Here is a 19,611-nt window from a genome sequence, read left to right as displayed (position 1 = left end):
AATATAGATAGTAGTCCGGAATATTAATCCGTAACAGCTATTCCTGTTGGCGAAGAGAATGAAGTGAGTATAGGGTATTGCTCTTCTTTATTAGTACGCCCGTGCGAACACTACTGTATGCTTGGCTGGTTTGCCACAGCACAAGCATGTTGTCTTTTGTTCGGTTGTTTTAAACGGTATGTTACGGCTTGTAGCGCCTGTCACTTCTTTAACTTTGTCTTCACATTCTTCAGATCCGCACCAACCAGCCAAAGTAAAGCCACGTTTCTCTTCCATGAGAGTCTTCATCTCATCCAATGTATCGACGGAATAGAAGTTTTCTGCCATGAAGTTCTTTGCACGGTCAAACATCTCTTGTTGTACCTGTGCGAGCATCGCGTGTACTTCTTCAAGCAGATTGTCCTGTTGGACAATCTTTTTCTCGCCGCTGATACGGGATACGAGCACACAGACACCGTTTTCCATATCACGAGGGCCGATTTCCAGACGAACCGGTACACCACGCATTTCATATTCATTAAACTTCCAGCCTGGACTTACATCGCTACGGTCGTCCATTTTAACACGGACACCCGCTTGTTTCAACTCGGCAAACAATTCATCTGCACGAGCGATAACTGCATCACGTTTCTTAGGTGGTCCAATAGGAACCATAATAACCTGCGTAGGTGCCACCTTAGGAGGCAGTGCAAGACCACGGTCATCTCCATGGACCATAATCAATGCACCGATCAAACGTGTACTTGTTCCCCATGAAGTCGTATGCGCGAATTCCAGGTTGTTTTCACGGCTCAAATATTTAATGTCAAACGCAACGGCAAAGTTAGTTCCCATGTAGTGGGACGTTCCAGCTTGTACCGCTCGTCCATCTTTCATCATCGCTTCCAGTGAAAATGTATCCTTCGCACCTGCAAACTTTTCAGAAGGTGTTTTCTGTCCAGTAATAACCGGAATAGCTAAAACTTCCTCGATGACCTCACGATAAACTTCCAGCATTTTCATCGTTTCTTCACGTGCTTCTTCTTCTGTTTCATGTGCTGTGTGACCTTCTTGCCACAAAAATTCACTTGTTCGCAAGAAAGGCAGCGTACGTTTTTCCCAACGCACCACGTTAGCCCATTGGTTAATTAGCACAGGCAGATCACGATAGGATTGAATCCATTTAGAATACATATGACCGATCATGGTTTCCGAAGTTGGACGGATCGCAAGACGCTCTTCCAGCTTTTCCCCACCAGCCTCAGTCACCCATGGCAATTCAGGATTAAATCCTTCCACATGCTCTTTTTCTTTTTGGAAAAAGCTTTCTGGGATAAACATTGGAAAATAAGCATTGCGATGTCCCGTTTCTCTGAAACGCACATCCATAGCTTCCTTAATGTGCTCCCAAATCTCAAAACCATCGGGACGGAATACAATACACCCGCGAACTGGCGAGTAATCCATCAGTTCTGCTTTTTTAATAACATCAATATACCATCGGGAAAAATCTTCGCTCTGCGGCGTGATTTCCTCGACAAACTGTTTATCGTTCGACATAGAAATGCATGTCCTCCCATACAGACCATTTTTATAATGACCGTCTCTAATTAACCATTAATTAAGCGTAAAATATCGTTATACGTGACCGCAATCATTAGCAGGAATAGCATAGCAAAACCAACGAAATGGACCATTCCTTCCCTGCTCGGATCAACAGGACGTCCTCTTACCGCCTCAACACCAAGGAAAACAAGTCTACTTCCATCCAACGCCGGAATAGGCAGTAGATTGAATATCCCCAGATAAAGACTCATGATCGCAGTCCAATATGTCAACTGCTCAATGCCTTGCTTAGCGATTTGTCCCGTCACTTCAAAAGTACGTACGGGGCCTCCCAGGTCATTGATAGAAAAACGTTGGATAAGCTGGCTAAATCCTTGAAAAATAATATCTGTCGTTCTGACCATGGATTGTCCGGCAAATTTGAATGTTTCCCCTACACCAGCTTGGCGTTTTGGAAGTTCAGGCACAATGCCCACCTTGCCACCCTTTTGTCCTTCCATTGCACGAGGTGTAATCGTAAGATCAAAGGTTTTATCATCACGGCGAACTGTCCACTTCATCGGCTTGTCTTGAGAATCCGCAATCAGTTTGATCATGTTTTCAACATTCGCACCAATTACAACTCCGTTCACCGATTCGATGATATCTCCCTTATGCAAATCAGCTTCAGCAGCTGGCATACCTGCTGTAATTTCACTAATTTGGACATACGTCGGGTTGTCCACTTGTATGCCGACCATCTGGATGTGCAAACCAAACAGAATAAAGGCAAGAATAAAATTCATCAGGGGTCCAGCAAATATAGCCATCGCACGCTGTCCTACTGTTTTACTCCCATACTGTCGATCCTTCGGTGCAATTTGAATGGATTGTCCTTTGGTTACCATCATCGCTTGTGGGTGTACAGTGTATTGCTGATCTTCGCCATCCACATCCAATTTTACAGTTAACGCTTGTTCCAGATCAATCTCCAACACTTCACCGCGCACTACATTCTTGCGGTTATCCAGTTGGTCCAAATAGATGGTCTTAACGACGCCATCTGTCACGCGCACAGCAATCGTTTGTCCGGTTTCAATTTCATTGACCTCCGGATCTTCTCCCGCCATACGTGCAAAACCACCGAACGGCAGCAACCGTAGCGTAAATCGTGTCTCGTTTCTTTTATAAGAGAACAGTTTCGGACCAAAACCGATCGCAAACTCCCGTACCAGAATCCCGGCGCGTTTGGCAAAATAATAATGCCCCCATTCATGCACCGTCACTATGACGAAAAACATGAGCACCGTCATCAACACTATTTGAATCGTTTCCAATCGTTTCCGTTCCCCTTTCAATGAGATCGAGTTTGTCTTCCTAGATTATCATTATTCTCCGAACCCGCACAAGAGAATCACAATTCGTTTCTTGACCCCAACATTAACCTACAACTTCGAAGCTTTACTACGAGTCTCGCGGTCACAGGTTTCAATCGCGGACAAATCAGGATCAGCCATATTGACATGCTGTTCTAGCACCTGTTCAATAATCGCTTCAATATGCAGAAAAGAAATTTCTCCACGTAAGAAACGAGCAACAGCAATCTCATTAGCAGCATTAAAAGCGGTCGGTGCTGTACCACCCATTTTACCACATTCGAAGGCAAGCCTTAAACAAGGAAAACGATTAAAATCCATTTCCTTAAAGTGGAGTTTGCCCACTTCAGCCAATGACAGAGGCTTTGCCGGAGACTTCATCCGCTCAGGATAAGTTAATGCATATTGAATGGGTACTCTCATGTCAGGGTTCCCAAGTTGAGCCACAATGCTTGTATCTTGAAACTCGACGTAGGAGTGAATAATGCTTTCCGGATGAAGCAGCACATGGATCTGCTCATAGCTAAGCCCAAACAACCAATGTGCCTCGATGACTTCCAGCCCTTTGTTTACCATCGTTGCTGAATCAATTGTAATTTTGGCCCCCATTGACCAATTAGGATGCTTAAGTGCATCTTCCACGGTAACTTCACGCAGCTGTTCTCTTGTCAAATCTCGAAAAGAACCGCCTGATGCTGTGAGGGTAATATGTGCCACATCTTTCATACGCTCACCATTCAAGCATTGGAAAATAGCTGAATGCTCACTGTCAATCGGCAGCAACGGCACTCCTTTCGCCCGAGCTCGCGCTGTGACCAGATGACCAGCCGTAACTAGTGTTTCCTTATTGGCTAAACCGATCTGTTTTCCAGCCTCAATCGCGGCCAGCGTGGAGTGCAATCCGACACTGCCCATTACAGCTGTCACAACCATATCCGCCTCTGTGTTCGCGGCCAGCTCAACGAGTCCTTCATTTCCCCAGTGTAGTTCGATTCCAGAAGGCAGTAAAGGACGAATTTCATCCGCTAACTGCTGAGTACCGACAGACACTTTTTTGGGATGATAGAGACGCGCTTGCTCAGCAAGCAACTTTATATTGGAGCCACCTGCTAAAGCCTCAACAGTGAACTGATCTGGGTGCATGGACACCACATCCAACGTTTGAGTTCCAATAGATCCGGTTGAACCAAGTACCGTAATTCTTTTCATGATGCACCTTCCTATCCTGAAAATCACTTTTATCAGGAGCTCATTGTTTGTTATCCAGGCAACTATGGAGCTGATTCTATCCTTCTAATAGCGCAAGGCTAACAGTATAAAGGTTGATCCTCAGCATAAGTTGTAATCACCAGGCTTATGGAAGCAGCATCAGCATATGTACAAATGGAAAAACGACAATCCAGCTGTCGCAGCGGTCTAGTATACCACCGTGCCCTGGCAGCAGATTACCAGAATCTTTGATGCCGTACACTCGTTTGTATGCAGATTGTACCAAATCGCCCAGTTGTCCTACAACAGCACATGACAAACCGATGCCGAAGGCTTTACCCCAGGGTAACAGTCCACCTGACAAACCAGCGAATACCAGAGCTATAACCAGCGCTAAAACAACTCCGCCAATGGACCCTTCGACCGTTTTATTTGGACTAATCGCAGGCCATAGCTTCGTCTTCCCTGCCATTTTGCCTACAAAATATGCCCCTGCATCGCTTGCCCAAATACAAGACAACAACAAAAAAGTCCATAACAGTCCATGTTCCATATGACGTGATTCCGCAATATACGAAAATCCAAATCCTATATATACAGTACCAAGAAATAGTATAGCTACCGTTTGAATCGGGATTTTATTTTTCGTTCCTACTGTGATCATCATAAACACTATCATTACCAACCAGAGCAAACTGGCAAAGGGTAGCGGTGAATGCAAACCCAAAGGTTGATATGGGAATACAAATGCTAATATGCTTACGTAGCCAAGTATTGCTGTACCTCCAAAAGGAGATACCTGCGTCATTCGAGCGAACTCATAAAATCCGATTAGGGCCATCACCAATATAAGCAAATGGTAGGCCAAGCCGCCCCACAGGACCATTGCCAAAAAGAATATGCCTGCCAGAATACCGGTAATTAATCTCTGTCTCAACGGCTTTCATCCTCCATTTACTTCAGTCCGCCATACCGTCGTGATCTTTTCTGATATTCGATCACTGCTTCGTATAAGTGCTCTTTCTTAAACTCGGGCCAATAAATATCAGTAAACCACAGTTCACTATAAGCAAGCTGCCAAAGCATAAAATTACTGAGTCTAAGCTCCCCGCTTGTTCGAATCAATAAATCAGGATCTGGCATACCCGTAGAAAGCAACGTGTTGCCAATTAGCTCAGATGTTATATCTTCCGGCTTCAGCTTTCCATCCTCAATTTGACGGCCCAATGCTTGCATGCATTCTGTGATCTCCAACCGACTGCCATAATTTAATGCAAAATTAAGTACAAGTCCGGTATTATTTTCGGTACGTCGAGTCGCTTCAGTCAGCGCTTCAACGGTATGAGAAGGTAAATGCTCCTTGTTTCCCATCATACGCACTTGCACATTTTTTTCAACTAGCTCATCCAGCTCAATTGCCAAAAATTCTTGAGGCAGTTTCATTAGAAAATCAACTTCGTCCTTTGGACGTGTCCAATTCTCGGTTGAAAAAGCAAATAAAGTTAAATACTTAATACCCAGTTCATCCGCTGCAATTGCTGTGCGTTTCACTGCCTTCATTCCATTTTGATGCCCTACAATCCGCGGCATTCCAATCCGTTTGGCCCATCTGCCGTTCCCATCCATGATGACAGCAACATGCTGCGGAATATTGTCTTTTGAAATGGCCGGTGTTTGCTGTTTTTGTTCCCCGTTCCACCAAGACCGAACCCGTTTGATCATTCCAGTTCCTCCAGCATTCTCTGAAAATGTGCCTCAGGCTTGAAAAGAGACAAACCCCACCGTAAGGGAGGGGCTGCCAATCTTTTTAAACTTCCATAATTTCTTTTTCTTTTGCAGCTAAAACTTTATCTACTTCAGCGATAAACTTGTCAGTCGTCTTCTGGATATCTTCCTGGTGCTTACGAGATTCGTCCTCGGAAATATCACTTTTCTCCATTTTTTTGATATCATCATTTGCATCACGACGAATGTTACGAATAGCGATTTTTGCTTCTTCACCGCTCTTTTTCGTCAGCTTCACCAAATCAGTTCTGCGCTCCTCCGTTAAAGCAGGAATACTCAGACGAATGGTGTTACCATCATTCGAAGGCGTCAAACCTAAATCGGATTTTTGGATAGCACGCTCGATATCAGCCAAAGAAGATTTGTCCCAAGGCTGAATCATCAAGGTCCGACTGTCAGGTGTATTGATATTCGCCAGCTGATTGACTGGAGTCATTGCGCCGTAATATTCAACCTGCACACGGTCCAGTAATGCTGGTGTTGCCCGTCCTGCACGCAAAGATGCAAGATCACGTTGCAATGCCTGGATTGCTTTTTGCATGCGCTCTTCAGCGCTCTTTTTCACAGATTGTGGCATTAATTTACACTCCCTTTGACGATCGTACCAATTTTTTCACCCAGTACGACACGTTTAATGTTACCTTGCTCTGTAATAGCAAAGACAATCAACGGAATATTGTTATCCATGCACAGCGAGGAAGCTGTAGAATCCATGACACCGAGATTTTTGTTAAGCACATCTAAATACGTAAGCTGCTCATATTTTTCAGCTGTGCTATCTTTAAACGGATCGGCGGAGTACACACCATCTACTTTATTTTTAGCCATCAGAATCACTTCTGCTTCAATCTCAGCGGCACGTAGAGCAGCTGTAGTATCAGTCGAGAAGAACGGATTACCCGTACCTGCAGCAAAAATTACGACCCGACCTTTTTCCAAGTGACGGATAGCTCTACGGCGGATGTAAGGTTCTGCAATCTGTTGCATCGCGATGGATGTTTGTACACGCGTAGGCACTTCAATTTGTTCCAAAGCATCCTGTAAAGCCAGTGAGTTCATCACCGTTGCGAGCATACCCATGTAATCTGCCGTTGCCCGGTCAATCCCATTGGCACTTCCAGCAATACCACGCCAGATATTACCGCCTCCGCACACAATAGCAACTTCTACTCCTAGTTCCACCACGTCCTTGACTTGCTCAGCAATCGACGCAATAGTATCCGCATCAATACCGTAACCGTTAGGACCTGACAGCGACTCCCCACTAACTTTCAGAACAACACGTTTAAACACAGGTTTTTCCAAATGATCACCCTCCAATTTCATATATTCTTTATGTAACAGGATAGGTGTCCTGTTGCAAGAAAAGGAACACCGATGTGTTCCATTTCTGTTTATTCATATGCAATTACCGATCGTTGGTAATTATTGTTTCACTTGAGACATAACTTCTTCGTAGAAGTTGTCTTCTTTTTTCTCCAGACCTTCACCCAGTTCGAAACGAACAAAGCGACGTACGGAGATGTTTTCACCAATCGTACTGATTTTCTCGTTGATCAGTGTGGAAATCGTTTTGTCTGGATCCTTAATGAAAGATTGCTCCAGCAAGCAGAATTCTTCATAGAATTTACCGATGCGGCCTTCAACCATTTTTTCAACGATTTTTTCTGGTTTACCTTCGTTCAAAGCTTGTGCTTTCAGGATTTCTTTTTCTTTTTCAATCTCTTCCTGAGGCACTTCTTCGCGACGAACATAACGAGGGTTCGATGCAGCGATATGCATTGCAATGTCACGAACAAAATCTTTGAACTGGTCAGTTTTCGCCACGAAGTCTGTTTCGCAGTTTACTTCTACCAGTACGCCGATACGGCCGCCAGCATGGATGTAGGATTCAACAACGCCTTCAGTAGCAATACGGCCTGCTTTGTTGGCTGCAGCTGCAAGTCCTTTTTCACGTAGAACTTCAACCGCTTTTGTCAAATCACCATTTGCTTCTTCAAGCGCTTTTTTACAATCCAGCATTCCTGCGCCTGTTTTTTCACGAAGCTCTTTTACTGCGCTAGCATTAACTGCCATATTATTTCCCTCCAAATTTGATTTTCAGTGGTATATGCGAGCTTTATTCCTTAAAAAAAGGGTAGTGAGAGGTTTTCCACCTACCAACCACCCTTTTCATTTAATTCGTATAGGTATTTCCGATTGGAAATATTATGCTGTAGTTTCTTCGCCTTGGTTAGCTTCCATAACTGCATCAGCCATTTTACCTGTCAGCAATTTAACAGCGCGGATCGCGTCGTCATTACCTGGGATAACATAGTCGATTTCGTCTGGATCGCAGTTTGTATCAACGATACCCACGATTGGGATACCCAATTTGCGAGCTTCAGCAACCGCGATACGTTCTTTGCGCGGATCAATGATGAACAGAGCACTTGGAAGGCCCTTCATGTTCTTGATACCGCCCAAGAATTTTTCAAGACGATCTTTTTCTTTGCGAAGAATGATAACTTCTTTTTTAGGAAGAACAGCAAATGTACCATCTTCTTCCCAAGCTTCCAATTGTTTCAAACGATCAATACGTTTTTGAATGGTTTGGAAGTTAGTCAGTGTACCACCCAACCAACGTTGGTTGATGTAGAATTGACCAGCACGTGCTGCTTCTTCTTTAACAGAATCTTGCGCTTGTTTCTTCGTGCCTACGAACAGAATTGTACCATTCTCAGCTGCAATGCTTTTTACGAAGTTGTAAGCTTCCTCAACCTTTTTCACTGTCTTTTGCAAGTCAATGATGTAAATACCGTTTCTTTCAGTGAAGATATAACGATCCATTTTCGGGTTCCAGCGACGTGTTTGGTGACCAAAGTGAACCCCAGCTTCCAAAAGCTGTTTCATGGAGATTACTGCCATCTTCACGCACCTCCTAAGTTTGGTTTTTTTGTGTGTCCTCCGCCGACATCATTTTTTATAAAGACTTCCTATTGGAAGCACCCTTTATAAAATTAACCGACGTGCGTTTTTAACACCGTCAATTAATATACCATAACACTTGCAGCGTTGCAACCAGCTTTTCGACAATAATTGAAACGGTGTAAAAAGCAACCCGTACACTTCCATCTGCCTGGCTTCTTAGAAAAATGTTTGTGAAAATAAAGTGTTAGACTCTCGCACTGCATTGAACGGACAGATAGTTCCAATATGTGCCCTGTTAGCCGCATCTGTTCAAGTCTTTCTTATATAGATGGCGCCATGCTGGGCGTACATTAAAAAGCCATGACCGACTAACGGCCAAGGCTTTTTACACACGATCGAAATCGGTACCAATTCCCGATTAGTGCCCCATCATCGCTGGGTCCTAGCTGTCCCCGCCGACGGTACCTTCTTCTTCCTGCTGCTGCGGTTTACGCAGAAGGAGCGACAGAGCTACACCCGCAGTCGTTAGGCACGCGGACAGGAAGAACGTATCGCCGTAACCCGCGACGACAGCATTCAACGGATTCGCGTCCGCTCCCGCATTTGCGGTGTGGGAAGCGATTTGCGACGTCAGATAACCCGTCAGGCCTGCGACCGCGAACGAGAGGACAACTTGCTGAGCCGCTGTTGTCAATGGTGTGACTCGGCTCACCAGGCGGCGAGGCGCAGAGTTCAGAACATGCGTGTTGAGCGGCATCATGGAGAAACCCATTCCGAGACCCATGGTGCAGATGCATAGGATAATAACCCAGAGCGGAGAATCCACCGATATACGGGACAAGATGAATAGAGAAAATTAGGAATAGAATTGTTTTATTGTTTTTTTATTCATCAATGCCGCTATCGATTATTTCATAGCGTTAATTTGTGTTCAATTTATTTTATATCCCTCTCCGATAGATCTGAATATTGATCCAAATTGAGGATAGTTTTAACAATACACCGTGGTGTAATCCGCCAGGAGATGACCTTTGAATCCTTCAGGGGTCTTTTTATGTCCAACTAGCTCTGAATTGCAATAGGCTATGCTGTAAGCTATTGTGGGCGCTTCATACCCACTTTGAACTAAACAATAAAAAATCACTTTCGTTCGCATCGAAAAAAATAAAAAGCCGTCCTCTTCCCGATTAGGTCAGTTGGACGGCTTTTTCGTTATTTTAGTAATAATAGAACTGAAATCCTCACCTTTAGCAAACTGATAGGTGCCTGTACGAATTTTGGTATTGATTTTTTGAGCCTTAGCTGCTGCCTCAAATGCACTAGCATCCGATACGACTCCTGCCCGTTCCAATCCAGATGCCACACTTCTTAAATTACTCCCTGATGCAATGCTATATTGCACTTGTGGGGGGGCAGGATGCTTGGGAATATTAGGAGTAGTTGTAGTGCCAGTTCTTTGAGTTTCCGGCTTGTTCGGACTTTGTGGTACCGAAGTGCTGGTCGAAGGCTTAGAAGCAGCCGAGGATGTGCTGTTTGTAGGTACCTTAGGTGTTGAAGGCGTTCGAGCTGGTTTAGCCTTTTGAGGTGCAACTGGAGTCTTGTTGCCTTCCTTGATCAGCTTATTACGCCATTCCTCTTCTGTCATTTTCGGATCAGAACTGTCACTGATCTGAAGATTTAACTCGGCTGCTGCCTCTTCTAGTTGTTCTCGCGTCATGTTTTTCGGGTCTGCCGAAGATTGCTGCGACTGCCCCTGACCAATTATTGCCAGCTGCAGCAGCAATGCCCCCATGATAAGACCAGTACCCATGCCTAACATAAATGAGCGGTTTTTGATCATATCACATCCTCCCGTTCCGCGAGTTGTAATATGAGCTGTACTTCGCCCCGCTGGATGCCTGATTGCTTAGCTATATAATCCACCGACTTGCCTTGCTCATGCATCGCGAATAACTCTTGATAACGATCTCGGATGGACTCTTGTTCCTGCTCAGTTTGAGGCTCTTGCAATGCCGTTTGCTCCTCTAAAGTTACAAAAGAAGCTTCTGAATCTGAGATTGGCATAGAGACGGTAGCAAGCATTGCCTGACGCTCAAGCTCCACAATACGATTCCGAAGCTCAGCTACTTGCTCCTGTAATGCTGCCTGCTTAACCGCATGCTCCTGCTTCATACCAGATACGAGTTCAATCAGCTCGTCATTATCGTTTTCAATATCGGCCATATATTGCTCCAATGTAGCCTCAACCTTTTGAACGACGGCCTCTTCTGTTCCCCGGCTTGGCTGGCGCTTTGGCAGAAGCCAGGCGTAGACAACAGCTGCGGCTCCCAGCAGAACAATATAAATCCATGGTTGATCCACTGCCCATCGTCTCCTTTTATAACGCTTCTCCACCCATTGGATCAGAGCGAAAAATCAATATGATGTCCCTTATACGGATGCTCTGCCGGATGCTCCTTAGGTAGCTCAGTCTCATCTGAGCGAGAGCGGCTCTGCTGGGAAGAATCTCTGCTCTGCTCACCTGTTTGCCTCTCACCGACGAATGTTTCCGCAGACTGATCTATGGCACTGCTTCGCTGACGCATGTTCTCCGTCTCCAGCGCAGTCTTTTGTCCAAGTAATGCCTGGTCATTCATTGGCCGCTGCTGGGACTCACTATGGTATTTGCCTGCTTCACTGGTGCGAGGTACAGCAATTTGCAATTCAACAGCCTTCAAGCTCATGGGACCACACCCTTTCCGATTGGGCATCCGTATCAGACTACCGAGAAATATAATAAATTGAATTATTATCAGTGTAATGAATTACATGTAGGAGGACATGCTAATATCTCCCTCATGATAATAAAACGCCATTCTTTCCACAGAATCTTTAATAAATTTTGTATATCTGCCGATAACTATCTTAGAGCCACCATAAATTACATTTTTCACTTCTACCCGGGCGCGGCTCGTATCTTCTAATGTTCGTTCTATTTCAAGCATTCTGGACTTAGTTTCCAAAAGTTCCTGTTCATTAGATTTTTTAGTAGATGTAAGCTTGATTCGCATAGCCATTCTGTCAGGTGCGAGCTGTCCAGCAGCCGCTAGCTGATCCAATATTGTAAGAGCTTTTTTCGTTTTATCCTGGCTGTCTGTCTGTTGCTTCAACCGTGCGCGAAGTTCTGTCAGTTCATCACGCAGTTCGGGAAGCACACCCACTTCAATATTAGTAGCTGTGGACATCGTGTTACCGACGGTACGAGCCACTACCTTTTTACCAGCTTGTACACTGCCACCTACGATAAGTCCTTTTGTGCCTTCGCAGATTACATTATTACTCGCTTTGATCTGGGAATGCATGATGCTCTGGGATACAAGCACATCGGCTCCCGCGATCACGTTACCATCTTGTATAAACGAGCATTTTACATTTTGTGCAGCTTTCACAAATCCTTTATGGTATCCGATAATACCGCCGCTGATTTCCACTGAACCATCTGCCTCAATTTCAGCGCCTTCCACACCGCCAATGACACGAATGTCGCCAGCCGCCCGAACGCGAAAACCGGTCAAGACATTCCCGCGAATGACGACGGTTCCAACAAAATCGATGTTACCGACGCTATAATCGACATCCCCGTTCACTTCATACACAGGGAACACATTAAGCTTGCCCTTTTCAGTTGTAGTCACTAAACCATCAATAGCCGCATACATCGCAACGCCTTCCGGATGGATCACTACATTTTTTCCAACTTTAAAGCGTGCCTCTTTACCTGGAAGAAAAGGAATTTCCTCTCCGGTTACAGCAATCCCTGGTGCACCTGGCAGAGGATCCACACGTTCGGCAATCAGTTGTCCACGTTTTACATTTCTTAGACGAGTTAATTCTTTATAATCTACCCGTCCATCCACAGTTTCAAGTGGCTTATGTGCATCTTCACCGGTCACAATATCGGCCAGATTAATTTTTCCGTCTGTACCGTGGATCGGCTGCTTTCCCTGAGCAATCAGTAATTTCCCGAAGAAATGATCTTCCGGATTTGCAGCAAATGTGCGGATTGCATCGGTAATTACACCGTAGGATATTTTTTGGTTGCTTAGAAAACGTTCTAATTCTTCCACAGAACAGGCAAAGCCTTCTTCACGTTTGGCAAACTCCAAGTAGGCGGATTGTTTGTCAGGTGAGACAACCACTTTTAAAAACTGATCCAAAGCATACTGCTTCTCCACATGGGTGCTCCTTCCGTCTAACTGTTACTGTAACCTCCCGTACGTTAATCTTTACGCATTAGCAAATCCCGTTGTTTGTCCAGTGTCGCTCTCAGACGTAATATTGCTTTGGAATGCAACTGAGAAATTCGCGAAGGAGAAAGTGACATGACCTCAGCAATTTCGCTGAGTGACAAATCCTCGTAATACAATAAAGAAACAACGATACGCTCTTTTTCAGTTAATTTATCAATGCCTTGTGCCAAGGCATCACGCAGTGTGAATTCATTGACCTTATGATCTGGATTTTTCGCCTTTTCATCTACCAACAGGGAAAGCCGTGTTTCCGACTCTTCTTCGCGGATCGGGTCCTCTAGTGAGACAATCGACATTACAGCGACCTCTTGGATCATACTTTGAAACTCTTTCTCGGAGACGTCCAAATAATGACTCATCTCTTCGTCGCTTACTGTGCGTAAATACCTTTGTTCTAAATGCTGGTAGGCGTCTTCGATTTTTTTCGCTTTTTCCCTAACTGAACGAGGAACCCAATCTCCTTGACGAAGACCATCCAAAATTGCTCCGCGAACACGCCAAGAAGCATAAGTCTCAAACTGCAAACCACGCTCATAATCAAATTTCTCTAAAGCATCAATCAAACCCATAACACCGTTGCTCGCCAGATCATCCTTGGATACATTTTTAGGTAAGCCTACTGCAAGACGACCCGACACATATTCCACAATATGGAGATACTTTTCAATTAACTGCTTTTTTGCTTCCTTGTCACCGTGTTCTTTCCATTGCTCCCACAGCTCGGAATGGTTCAAATGAGCGGCTTTTCGCTCGTTCATCGGCTTCACCCTCCTTATTTGTCTGTCAGGTGACGAACGGCCTTGGCCAATTCTTCAGGGTCCTTGTTGGAAACCAGCTTGGGTGGGTTTAAAGGTGCAAAACCATTATTCCCCTCGTCCGTCTGCTCTGGTTTCGGTTTCAGCAATTCATTCAGGTTTTCATTTTCGTCTGGTGTCGTCAGGTCCAGATTTCCCCCTACGCCATCTACCTGAGAGCTTGCCCGGTCTTGGGCATTACCCAGATCTGGCCGCGCTACCACACCCAGTGTCCAGCGCAGCACAAATGCAAGTAGGAACCAAAAAACGAAGGCGATTAAGCCACGAATTAAGCTCGTGGTCAGCAGATTGCTGCCAACGGACAACACAAAAGTCAGAATAAATCCGACTACTCCAGACCAAAGATTAATGCGTAAGCTACCAAATAACATGTTTATAATTCCTTTACACCTTTTTGTACGCTTCGAATATTCAAAACGCCAGTTTCAGAGTCCAACTCAATCGTTCGTCCATAATTGCCACCCGTATCTTCCGCAATTAAAGGAATGCCCAGATCTACAAGCATTTCCTTGCACGATTCTACATTGCGCGGGCCAATCCGCATGGTGTCTCCACTACCTGCAAAGGCAAACATCTGCGCCCCTCCTGCCATTTTGGCAATCAGTCTGCGCCGTTCAGCACCCAGTTTTAACATTCGTTCAAATAACTCTGGCAGTGCTGTATCCGCATATTTGGCAATATTCAACTGCCCTTCACGCGCAATATCCGAGGACGGTAACATCACATGTGCCATGCCTGCCAGTTTCAAATGAGGATCATAGAGGGTCAATCCGACGCAGGAGCCAAGCCCTGTCGTGCGAATCGAGTTCGGGTTGCTGGTAACATTTAAATCTGCCATGCCGACTTTAATGATGCTTTTATCCTCAATCATCGTTCATCGGGACTCCTAACGACCTAAAGATTTTCCCGAACGATTCTGGATCAGGAATCAGGAAAAATTGACCCTCAATCTGATTCTGCCCTTCCAGAAACGATGTGTCAATCAATAAAGCAGCATCCCCCATCTGCCCAAACTGCAGCAGTCCGTAGCTGAGAATAGCTCCTGCCATATCCAGTGCCAGCGCAGGGACTGTTGGATACATGGATAAACGTGTGAAATCCGCCAACGAAGAAAGGTAGGAGCCTGCTAAAATGTTGCCGATCTCCGACAGAGCTGAATGCTCCATTTCGTTAAAGCTATCCTCGTCATCCGAAGGAATATTCGCCAAACGGGAAAGTAAGCTTTTCGCCGCCTGAGGTTGCAATATGAAGAATAGATTACCAGGGGCTTCCCCTTCGACTCTAAAAAATATTGCAACAACAAGTTGTTCATTTCCGCCGACTTTGTCCGCAATTTCCTCAAAGGGCAGCATTTGCACTTTGGGCACACCCATATCGACTGGTTTATTGAGAAGCCGGGAGAGCGCTGTAGCAGCGTTCCCCGAGCCAATGTTGCCGACTTCTTTCAATACATCCAACTTGAAGTCTTCGAGATTTCCCAGATTCTCCATATATTAATCCTCTAAACCTTCCAGTTGGTTCATTTCGCTACGGTTCAAAACTTCGGACAAGTTCAGCATAATCAACAGACGTTCTTCACCAATTTTAGCAACTCCGCGAAGATATTTAGCCTTAACACCGCCAACCACTTCCGGTGGTGTCTCAATGTTGTCAGTATTCAGGTCAATAACATCATTCGCTGAATCCACGATAAAGCCGACTTGCATCTCGCCCACAGCAACGATAATAATACGTGTTTGATCGGTATATTCAGCTTCTGGTAATCCAAAACGGCCACGAAGATCAATAACCGGAATAACCACGCCTCTCATGTTGAATACACCTTTAACAAAATCGTAAGTTCTCGGAACCCGTGTAATCGGCACCATGCGTTCAATAGATTGGACTTTTTCTACTTCAACACCGTATTCCTCTTCACCAAGCTTAAATACGATAACTTTAATTTCTTCTCCCATGTTTAAAAACCCTCCTTATTGATGTCCGCAATCTCATATTTCTTTCATTTTTAATGAAGACATTATTTAATGAAAACATTCGGGTCAATGATCAAAGCAACCTGACCGTCACCCAGAATCGTGGCACCTGAAATTCCTTGGATGTTTGGAAGATACTTGCCCAGATTTTTAAGGACGATTTCACTTTGTCCCAAAAAGTCCTGTACGGAAAGAGCTGCCAGACGGTCTCCCTTACGGATGACCACGACCTCTGTCTCTTCTTCTTCATCTTCGTTGAAGTCCGGTACCTCAAACAGCTGACTCAAGGAGATAAGCGGGATATGAGAATCGCGGAAAGCAATCATCTTATTGCCATGCACAGAACGGATTTGCTTACGCTTGACGATCGCAGTTTCCACAATGGAAGACAAAGGAATCGCATATTTTTCAGAACCGATCTGTATCATCATGGCTGCAATAATGGATAGAGTCAGCGGCAATTGTACAGAGAAATTAGTGCCCTGGCCCAATGTGGAGTGAACCGTAACATTACCACCCAAAGCGGTAATTTTAGATTTAACAACATCCAGACCGACACCGCGTCCTGATACGTCTGAAATGACTGCAGCTGTACTAAAGCCCGGAGCAAACAATACTTGATAAGCTTCCTCGTCGGTCATGGAAGCTGCTTGTTCTGCTGTCAAAATCCCTTTGGAAATAGCACTGTTTAGTACCTTTTCACGGTTAATCCCGTTCCCATCATCCTCAATCTCGATAAATACGTTATTACCGCTATGAAAAGCACGCAGTTGAACGGTTCCAGTTTCTGGTTTACCAGCTGCAATCCGGTCGGCTACCGACTCGATGCCATGATCCACGGAGTTACGTAGCAAATGCACCAGAGGATCGCCAATCTCGTCGATAACCGTCCGATCCATTTCAGTCTCTGCTCCAGTAATAACCAATTCCAGTTTTTTATCCAGCGACTTGGCCAGATCGCGAACCATACGCGGGAAACGGTTGAAAACAGTATCTACAGGTACCATCCGCAATTTGAGAACAACATTTTGCAAATCACTGCTCACACGACTCATATGCTCAACCGTTTCCGTCAGTGCTGGATTGGAAGCCTCACTTGCTAACTGTTCTAAGCGTACACGGTCAATGAGCAACTCGCTGAATAAATTCATAAGTACATCCAGACGTTCAATATCTACGCGAATCGTACGGTTGTGCGTAGGAGCAGCCGCCTTGGCTGCTGGCGCTTGACCTGCAGCTGGCTTGGCAACAGAGGCCGCAGCTGGAGACTGCGGCTGAGATGGAGCGGGTGGCTGCACGGCAACAGCTGCTTCCTGTACCGCCGCTGTCTCAGCGAGTCCAGCAGTAACTTCGCTCATTTGTTTAAGCGATTCCTGATCCAGTTGTACCACTGAGACCGTGTCAATTTCAGAGATACCCGTGATTTCCTTTTCCAGCTCCCCAACTTCTTTCTGCGTTATGTAATATAACGAGAAGCTTTGTTCGAATTTTTCCTGCTCGATATCCTGTACGGACGGATAGGCCTTGACGATTTCACCAGAGTTTTCCAGTGTGTTGAATACCATAAAGGCACGTGCCGCCTTCAGCTGGCTCTCTGAACTGATTGTTACCTGTATATAGTGAACACGATGCCCTTCAGAAATCGATTGCTCCAGTACAGAATACTGGAATTGGTCCAAAACCAATCCAGCACTATCGTTAGTGCCTGCTTTTGTAGAAGGAGACTCTTCAGTGGCAGCATTTGAGCCGGACTTTAGGAAATCCCCGCTCACGATAGATTGCAATGAAGATACAATAGAGGAGACATCCGCTTTTCCATCGCCTCCCTCTGTAATGTGCTGCACCATGGATTCCAGGGCATCCAAACCTTTAAATAAGGTATCGAATATAAATTCATGCATCGCCAGCTTGTTGTTACGTACCAGATCAAGAACGTTTTCCATTTGGTGAGTGAGCGATGCCAGGTCTTCAAACCCCATCGTAGCAGCCATTCCTTTGAGGGTATGGGCAGAACGGAAAATCACCTGAACGATGCCTAGATCGGTTGGATTGCTTTCCAGTTGAAGCATATTTTCGTTAAGAGATTGCAGATGATCATTCGACTCATCAATAAACATGTTTAAATATTGGTTCATGTCCATTGTGAGACACCTCCTCCATGAGTTACACTCCGATTATTTCACAACTTGTACAAGCTTGGGGGCGATCTCCTGCATTGGCAGAAGGTGGCGCACACATTTTAATTCAACTGCTGAGCGGGGCATTCCGTACACTACACAAGTCTCCTCATTTTCAGCAAATGTGGATTGAACCCCAGCGTCATAAAGCTTTTTCATCATTTTAGCCCCGTCGCTACCCATTCCAGTAAGCAATACTAGATGTCTTTCCAGCGCGGTTAAAGAGAGCAGCGATTCGAACATCGTATCTACAGAAGGACGGTGACCATTGCGAGCCTCCTCCATCTTCAGTGACACCGTGTATTTACCACCGGCTCCAGGCACAATTCTTAGCTGATATCCCCCTGGTGCGATGTAGGCTGTTCCCGTCTCCAGCGTCATCCCCTGCTCAGCCTCCACAACACGTAGTGGACTCAACGTGTTCAAACGTTGTGCTAGCGAACGAGTAAAGTTTGGTGGCATATGCTGAACGATAACGATTGGAGCTGGAAAATCCCCAGGAATGCGCTCCAACAGGGTCTTAAGAGCCCGTGGTCCGCCAGTAGAACATCCGACCGCCACCAGTTTTCGAAAGCTGGACGTATGCACACCTTTTTTAAGTGACAATCCCTGTGGTGCAGCTGGAGCTGTAGGTGCTGTTACTGGAGGCGTTGCAGCCGCAGGAGCGGAAGAAGCTGATGAAGTTACCGTCTTCCGTGACTCCGGCTTGACAAGCCCTGCTTTATCCTTACCCTGTATTGATTTGCCAGCAGCCGGATCAGAGCTCTTCAGCTGTCCCGACGTTATTCCCGTACTCATGGACAAGTCTTCTTTTTTCTGCACATGAGGTGCTTGCACTGGTTTCCTTGGCTGAACAGCTGGCTTGTCTATGCGGCCACCTGTAGCAGATGTTCCAGACAGCTGCTTTTTAGTTTCCTGCTTGGCAGCTGTTGGGACGGACTTCCCAGCATCTTTCTTGGGTTGAGCCGATGCAGCAGGTGGAGGAGCAAGCGGAACAACAGGAGGCTTGTCTGCCGAAGCTTGACTTCCAGCTCGTTTCTCAGCCGCAGCCTGTCCAGGTGGCTTTTCCATTGGCGTTTTTTTCGCTTGTTCCATTGCAGCTTTGCGCTCATTCGCTTCCTTGCGCTCCAAGCGGCTGCGTACTGCTTGCATAGCAGTATGCATCTGTTCGAGCAACGCCTTGCTCACCTGCTCAATATCTTGCGCATGAGCAATGGAAGGCTTTCTTATAAAATCGAAAGCTCCTGCCTCCAGAGCCATGATGGTCTCCTTCATGCCTTGTTCATTAATGCCTGACAACATAATGACAGGTAACGGATGGGCTGCCATAATCAGCGGCAACGCTTCAAGACCATTCATTTCAGGCATTTCGACATCCATGGTGACCAAATCAGGCTGCAATTCTTTCACTTTCTCTACAGCCTCTCTGCCATTGGCGGCTGTACCTACGATGTTGAACGACTCATCCCTTACAATAAGATCTGTAATAATTTTGCGCATAAAGGCCGAATCATCTACAACCAGCACCCGGTAAGCACACATGTTAAACACCC

21 protein-coding genes are annotated in these 19,611 nt (G+C 45.6%); all 21 read right to left on the bottom strand.

Annotation, left to right across the window (positions count from 1 at the left end; genetic code table 11):
* Positions 1-90: 90 nt before the first annotated feature.
* The 21 genes from proS to ACUC6J_RS09745 all read right to left on the bottom strand — a co-directional run bounded on the left by proS (position 91) and on the right by ACUC6J_RS09745 (position 19,600).
* Entirely contained in the window at positions 91-1,539 is a 1,449-nt protein-coding gene (gene proS, locus ACUC6J_RS09845; protein WP_447250116.1) for a proline--tRNA ligase, read from the bottom strand.
* Between the two features lie 50 nt (positions 1,540-1,589).
* Positions 1,590-2,861, bottom strand: a complete 1,272-nt coding sequence (gene rseP / locus ACUC6J_RS09840) for an RIP metalloprotease RseP (protein ID WP_031463327.1) — start codon at positions 2,859-2,861, stop codon at positions 1,590-1,592.
* A 108-nt stretch (positions 2,862-2,969) separates the two neighbouring features.
* The gene (locus tag ACUC6J_RS09835) at positions 2,970-4,109 is read right to left on the bottom strand and encodes a 1-deoxy-D-xylulose-5-phosphate reductoisomerase (RefSeq protein ID WP_016820976.1); all 1,140 of its coding nucleotides are present in this window, start codon (positions 4,107-4,109) and stop codon (positions 2,970-2,972) included.
* Positions 4,110-4,254: 145 nt separating this feature from the next.
* Positions 4,255-5,046, bottom strand: a complete 792-nt coding sequence (locus ACUC6J_RS09830) for a phosphatidate cytidylyltransferase (RefSeq protein ID WP_016820975.1) — start codon at positions 5,044-5,046, stop codon at positions 4,255-4,257.
* Between the two features lie 17 nt (positions 5,047-5,063).
* Entirely contained in the window at positions 5,064-5,831 is a 768-nt protein-coding gene (locus ACUC6J_RS09825; protein WP_016820974.1) for an isoprenyl transferase, read from the bottom strand.
* Positions 5,832-5,916: 85 nt separating this feature from the next.
* Entirely contained in the window at positions 5,917-6,471 is a 555-nt protein-coding gene (frr, locus tag ACUC6J_RS09820) for a ribosome recycling factor (protein ID WP_014599669.1), read from the bottom strand.
* Positions 6,471-7,199 (bottom strand): UMP kinase, encoded by a 729-nt coding sequence (gene pyrH, locus ACUC6J_RS09815; RefSeq protein ID WP_013309918.1) that lies wholly within the window; start codon positions 7,197-7,199, stop codon positions 6,471-6,473. The genes frr and pyrH overlap by 1 nt, the downstream gene beginning before the upstream one ends.
* A gap of 120 nt (positions 7,200-7,319) precedes the next feature.
* Positions 7,320-7,970: a translation elongation factor Ts gene (gene tsf / locus ACUC6J_RS09810; RefSeq protein ID WP_013370709.1), complete on the bottom strand. Its 651-nt coding sequence runs from the start codon at positions 7,968-7,970 to the stop codon at positions 7,320-7,322.
* Between the two features lie 132 nt (positions 7,971-8,102).
* Positions 8,103-8,801 carry a 30S ribosomal protein S2 gene (gene rpsB, locus ACUC6J_RS09805; RefSeq protein WP_013309916.1) on the bottom strand — a complete coding sequence of 233 codons (699 nt, stop codon included), beginning with the start codon at positions 8,799-8,801 and terminating at the stop codon, positions 8,103-8,105.
* A 445-nt stretch (positions 8,802-9,246) separates the two neighbouring features.
* Complete coding sequence (locus ACUC6J_RS09800) at positions 9,247-9,564, bottom strand: hypothetical protein (protein ID WP_277507641.1); 318 nt, start codon at positions 9,562-9,564, stop codon at positions 9,247-9,249.
* A 432-nt stretch (positions 9,565-9,996) separates the two neighbouring features.
* The gene (locus ACUC6J_RS09795) at positions 9,997-10,644 is read right to left on the bottom strand and encodes an endolytic transglycosylase MltG (protein WP_447250115.1); all 648 of its coding nucleotides are present in this window, start codon (positions 10,642-10,644) and stop codon (positions 9,997-9,999) included.
* Positions 10,641-11,165 carry a DUF6115 domain-containing protein gene (locus tag ACUC6J_RS09790; protein ID WP_016820971.1) on the bottom strand — a complete coding sequence of 175 codons (525 nt, stop codon included), beginning with the start codon at positions 11,163-11,165 and terminating at the stop codon, positions 10,641-10,643. The genes ACUC6J_RS09795 and ACUC6J_RS09790 overlap by 4 nt, the downstream gene beginning before the upstream one ends.
* A 41-nt stretch (positions 11,166-11,206) precedes the next feature.
* Positions 11,207-11,527 carry a hypothetical protein gene (locus ACUC6J_RS09785; protein ID WP_016820970.1) on the bottom strand — a complete coding sequence of 107 codons (321 nt, stop codon included), beginning with the start codon at positions 11,525-11,527 and terminating at the stop codon, positions 11,207-11,209.
* A gap of 81 nt (positions 11,528-11,608) precedes the next feature.
* Positions 11,609-13,018 carry a DUF342 domain-containing protein gene (locus ACUC6J_RS09780; RefSeq protein ID WP_151255767.1) on the bottom strand — a complete coding sequence of 470 codons (1,410 nt, stop codon included), beginning with the start codon at positions 13,016-13,018 and terminating at the stop codon, positions 11,609-11,611.
* 44 nt (positions 13,019-13,062) lie between these two features.
* Entirely contained in the window at positions 13,063-13,851 is a 789-nt protein-coding gene (locus ACUC6J_RS09775; protein WP_016820968.1) for a FliA/WhiG family RNA polymerase sigma factor, read from the bottom strand.
* A gap of 14 nt (positions 13,852-13,865) precedes the next feature.
* The gene (locus ACUC6J_RS09770) at positions 13,866-14,279 is read right to left on the bottom strand and encodes a hypothetical protein (protein ID WP_013370699.1); all 414 of its coding nucleotides are present in this window, start codon (positions 14,277-14,279) and stop codon (positions 13,866-13,868) included.
* Positions 14,280-14,281: 2 nt separating this feature from the next.
* Positions 14,282-14,779: a chemotaxis protein CheD gene (locus ACUC6J_RS09765; RefSeq protein ID WP_010346358.1), complete on the bottom strand. Its 498-nt coding sequence runs from the start codon at positions 14,777-14,779 to the stop codon at positions 14,282-14,284.
* Positions 14,772-15,398, bottom strand: a complete 627-nt coding sequence (locus ACUC6J_RS09760) for a chemotaxis protein CheC (RefSeq protein WP_013309909.1) — start codon at positions 15,396-15,398, stop codon at positions 14,772-14,774. Before ACUC6J_RS09760 ends, ACUC6J_RS09765 begins: the two co-directional genes overlap by 8 nt.
* Before the next feature lie 3 nt (positions 15,399-15,401).
* Positions 15,402-15,863, bottom strand: a complete 462-nt coding sequence (locus ACUC6J_RS09755; RefSeq protein ID WP_013370696.1) for a chemotaxis protein CheW — start codon at positions 15,861-15,863, stop codon at positions 15,402-15,404.
* A 62-nt stretch (positions 15,864-15,925) separates the two neighbouring features.
* Complete coding sequence (locus ACUC6J_RS09750) at positions 15,926-18,022, bottom strand: chemotaxis protein CheW (RefSeq protein WP_447250114.1); 2,097 nt, start codon at positions 18,020-18,022, stop codon at positions 15,926-15,928.
* Between the two features lie 33 nt (positions 18,023-18,055).
* Entirely contained in the window at positions 18,056-19,600 is a 1,545-nt protein-coding gene (locus ACUC6J_RS09745) for a chemotaxis protein CheB (RefSeq protein WP_290409157.1), read from the bottom strand.
* Positions 19,601-19,611 lie beyond the last annotated feature (11 nt).

The organism is Paenibacillus sp. JJ1683, assembly GCF_053006485.1.
The sequence above is the reverse complement of the archived record's forward strand: the minus strand, read 5'-3'. Positions and strand labels throughout refer to the sequence as shown.

Coding starts and splice junctions, on each gene's coding strand:
- ACUC6J_RS09770 (WP_013370699.1), bottom strand. CDS start 14,279: ATGTTATTTGGTAGCTTACGCATTAATCTTTGGTCTGGAGTAGTCGGA.
- ACUC6J_RS09760 (WP_013309909.1), bottom strand. CDS start 15,398: ATGGAGAATCTGGGAAATCTCGAAGACTTCAAGTTGGATGTATTGAAA.
- ACUC6J_RS09800 (WP_277507641.1), bottom strand. CDS start 9,564: ATGATGCCGCTCAACACGCATGTTCTGAACTCTGCGCCTCGCCGCCTG.
- ACUC6J_RS09765 (WP_010346358.1), bottom strand. CDS start 14,779: ATGATTGAGGATAAAAGCATCATTAAAGTCGGCATGGCAGATTTAAAT.
- frr (WP_014599669.1), bottom strand. CDS start 6,471: ATGCCACAATCTGTGAAAAAGAGCGCTGAAGAGCGCATGCAAAAAGCA.
- proS (WP_447250116.1), bottom strand. CDS start 1,539: ATGTCGAACGATAAACAGTTTGTCGAGGAAATCACGCCGCAGAGCGAA.
- tsf (WP_013370709.1), bottom strand. CDS start 7,970: ATGGCAGTTAATGCTAGCGCAGTAAAAGAGCTTCGTGAAAAAACAGGC.
- ACUC6J_RS09795 (WP_447250115.1), bottom strand. CDS start 10,644: ATGATCAAAAACCGCTCATTTATGTTAGGCATGGGTACTGGTCTTATC.
- ACUC6J_RS09825 (WP_016820974.1), bottom strand. CDS start 5,831: ATGATCAAACGGGTTCGGTCTTGGTGGAACGGGGAACAAAAACAGCAA.
- ACUC6J_RS09745 (WP_290409157.1), bottom strand. CDS start 19,600: ATGTGTGCTTACCGGGTGCTGGTTGTAGATGATTCGGCCTTTATGCGC.
- ACUC6J_RS09785 (WP_016820970.1), bottom strand. CDS start 11,527: ATGAGCTTGAAGGCTGTTGAATTGCAAATTGCTGTACCTCGCACCAGT.
- rpsB (WP_013309916.1), bottom strand. CDS start 8,801: ATGGCAGTAATCTCCATGAAACAGCTTTTGGAAGCTGGGGTTCACTTT.
- ACUC6J_RS09755 (WP_013370696.1), bottom strand. CDS start 15,863: ATGGGAGAAGAAATTAAAGTTATCGTATTTAAGCTTGGTGAAGAGGAA.
- ACUC6J_RS09775 (WP_016820968.1), bottom strand. CDS start 13,851: ATGAACGAGCGAAAAGCCGCTCATTTGAACCATTCCGAGCTGTGGGAG.
- ACUC6J_RS09835 (WP_016820976.1), bottom strand. CDS start 4,109: ATGAAAAGAATTACGGTACTTGGTTCAACCGGATCTATTGGAACTCAA.
- ACUC6J_RS09750 (WP_447250114.1), bottom strand. CDS start 18,022: ATGGACATGAACCAATATTTAAACATGTTTATTGATGAGTCGAATGAT.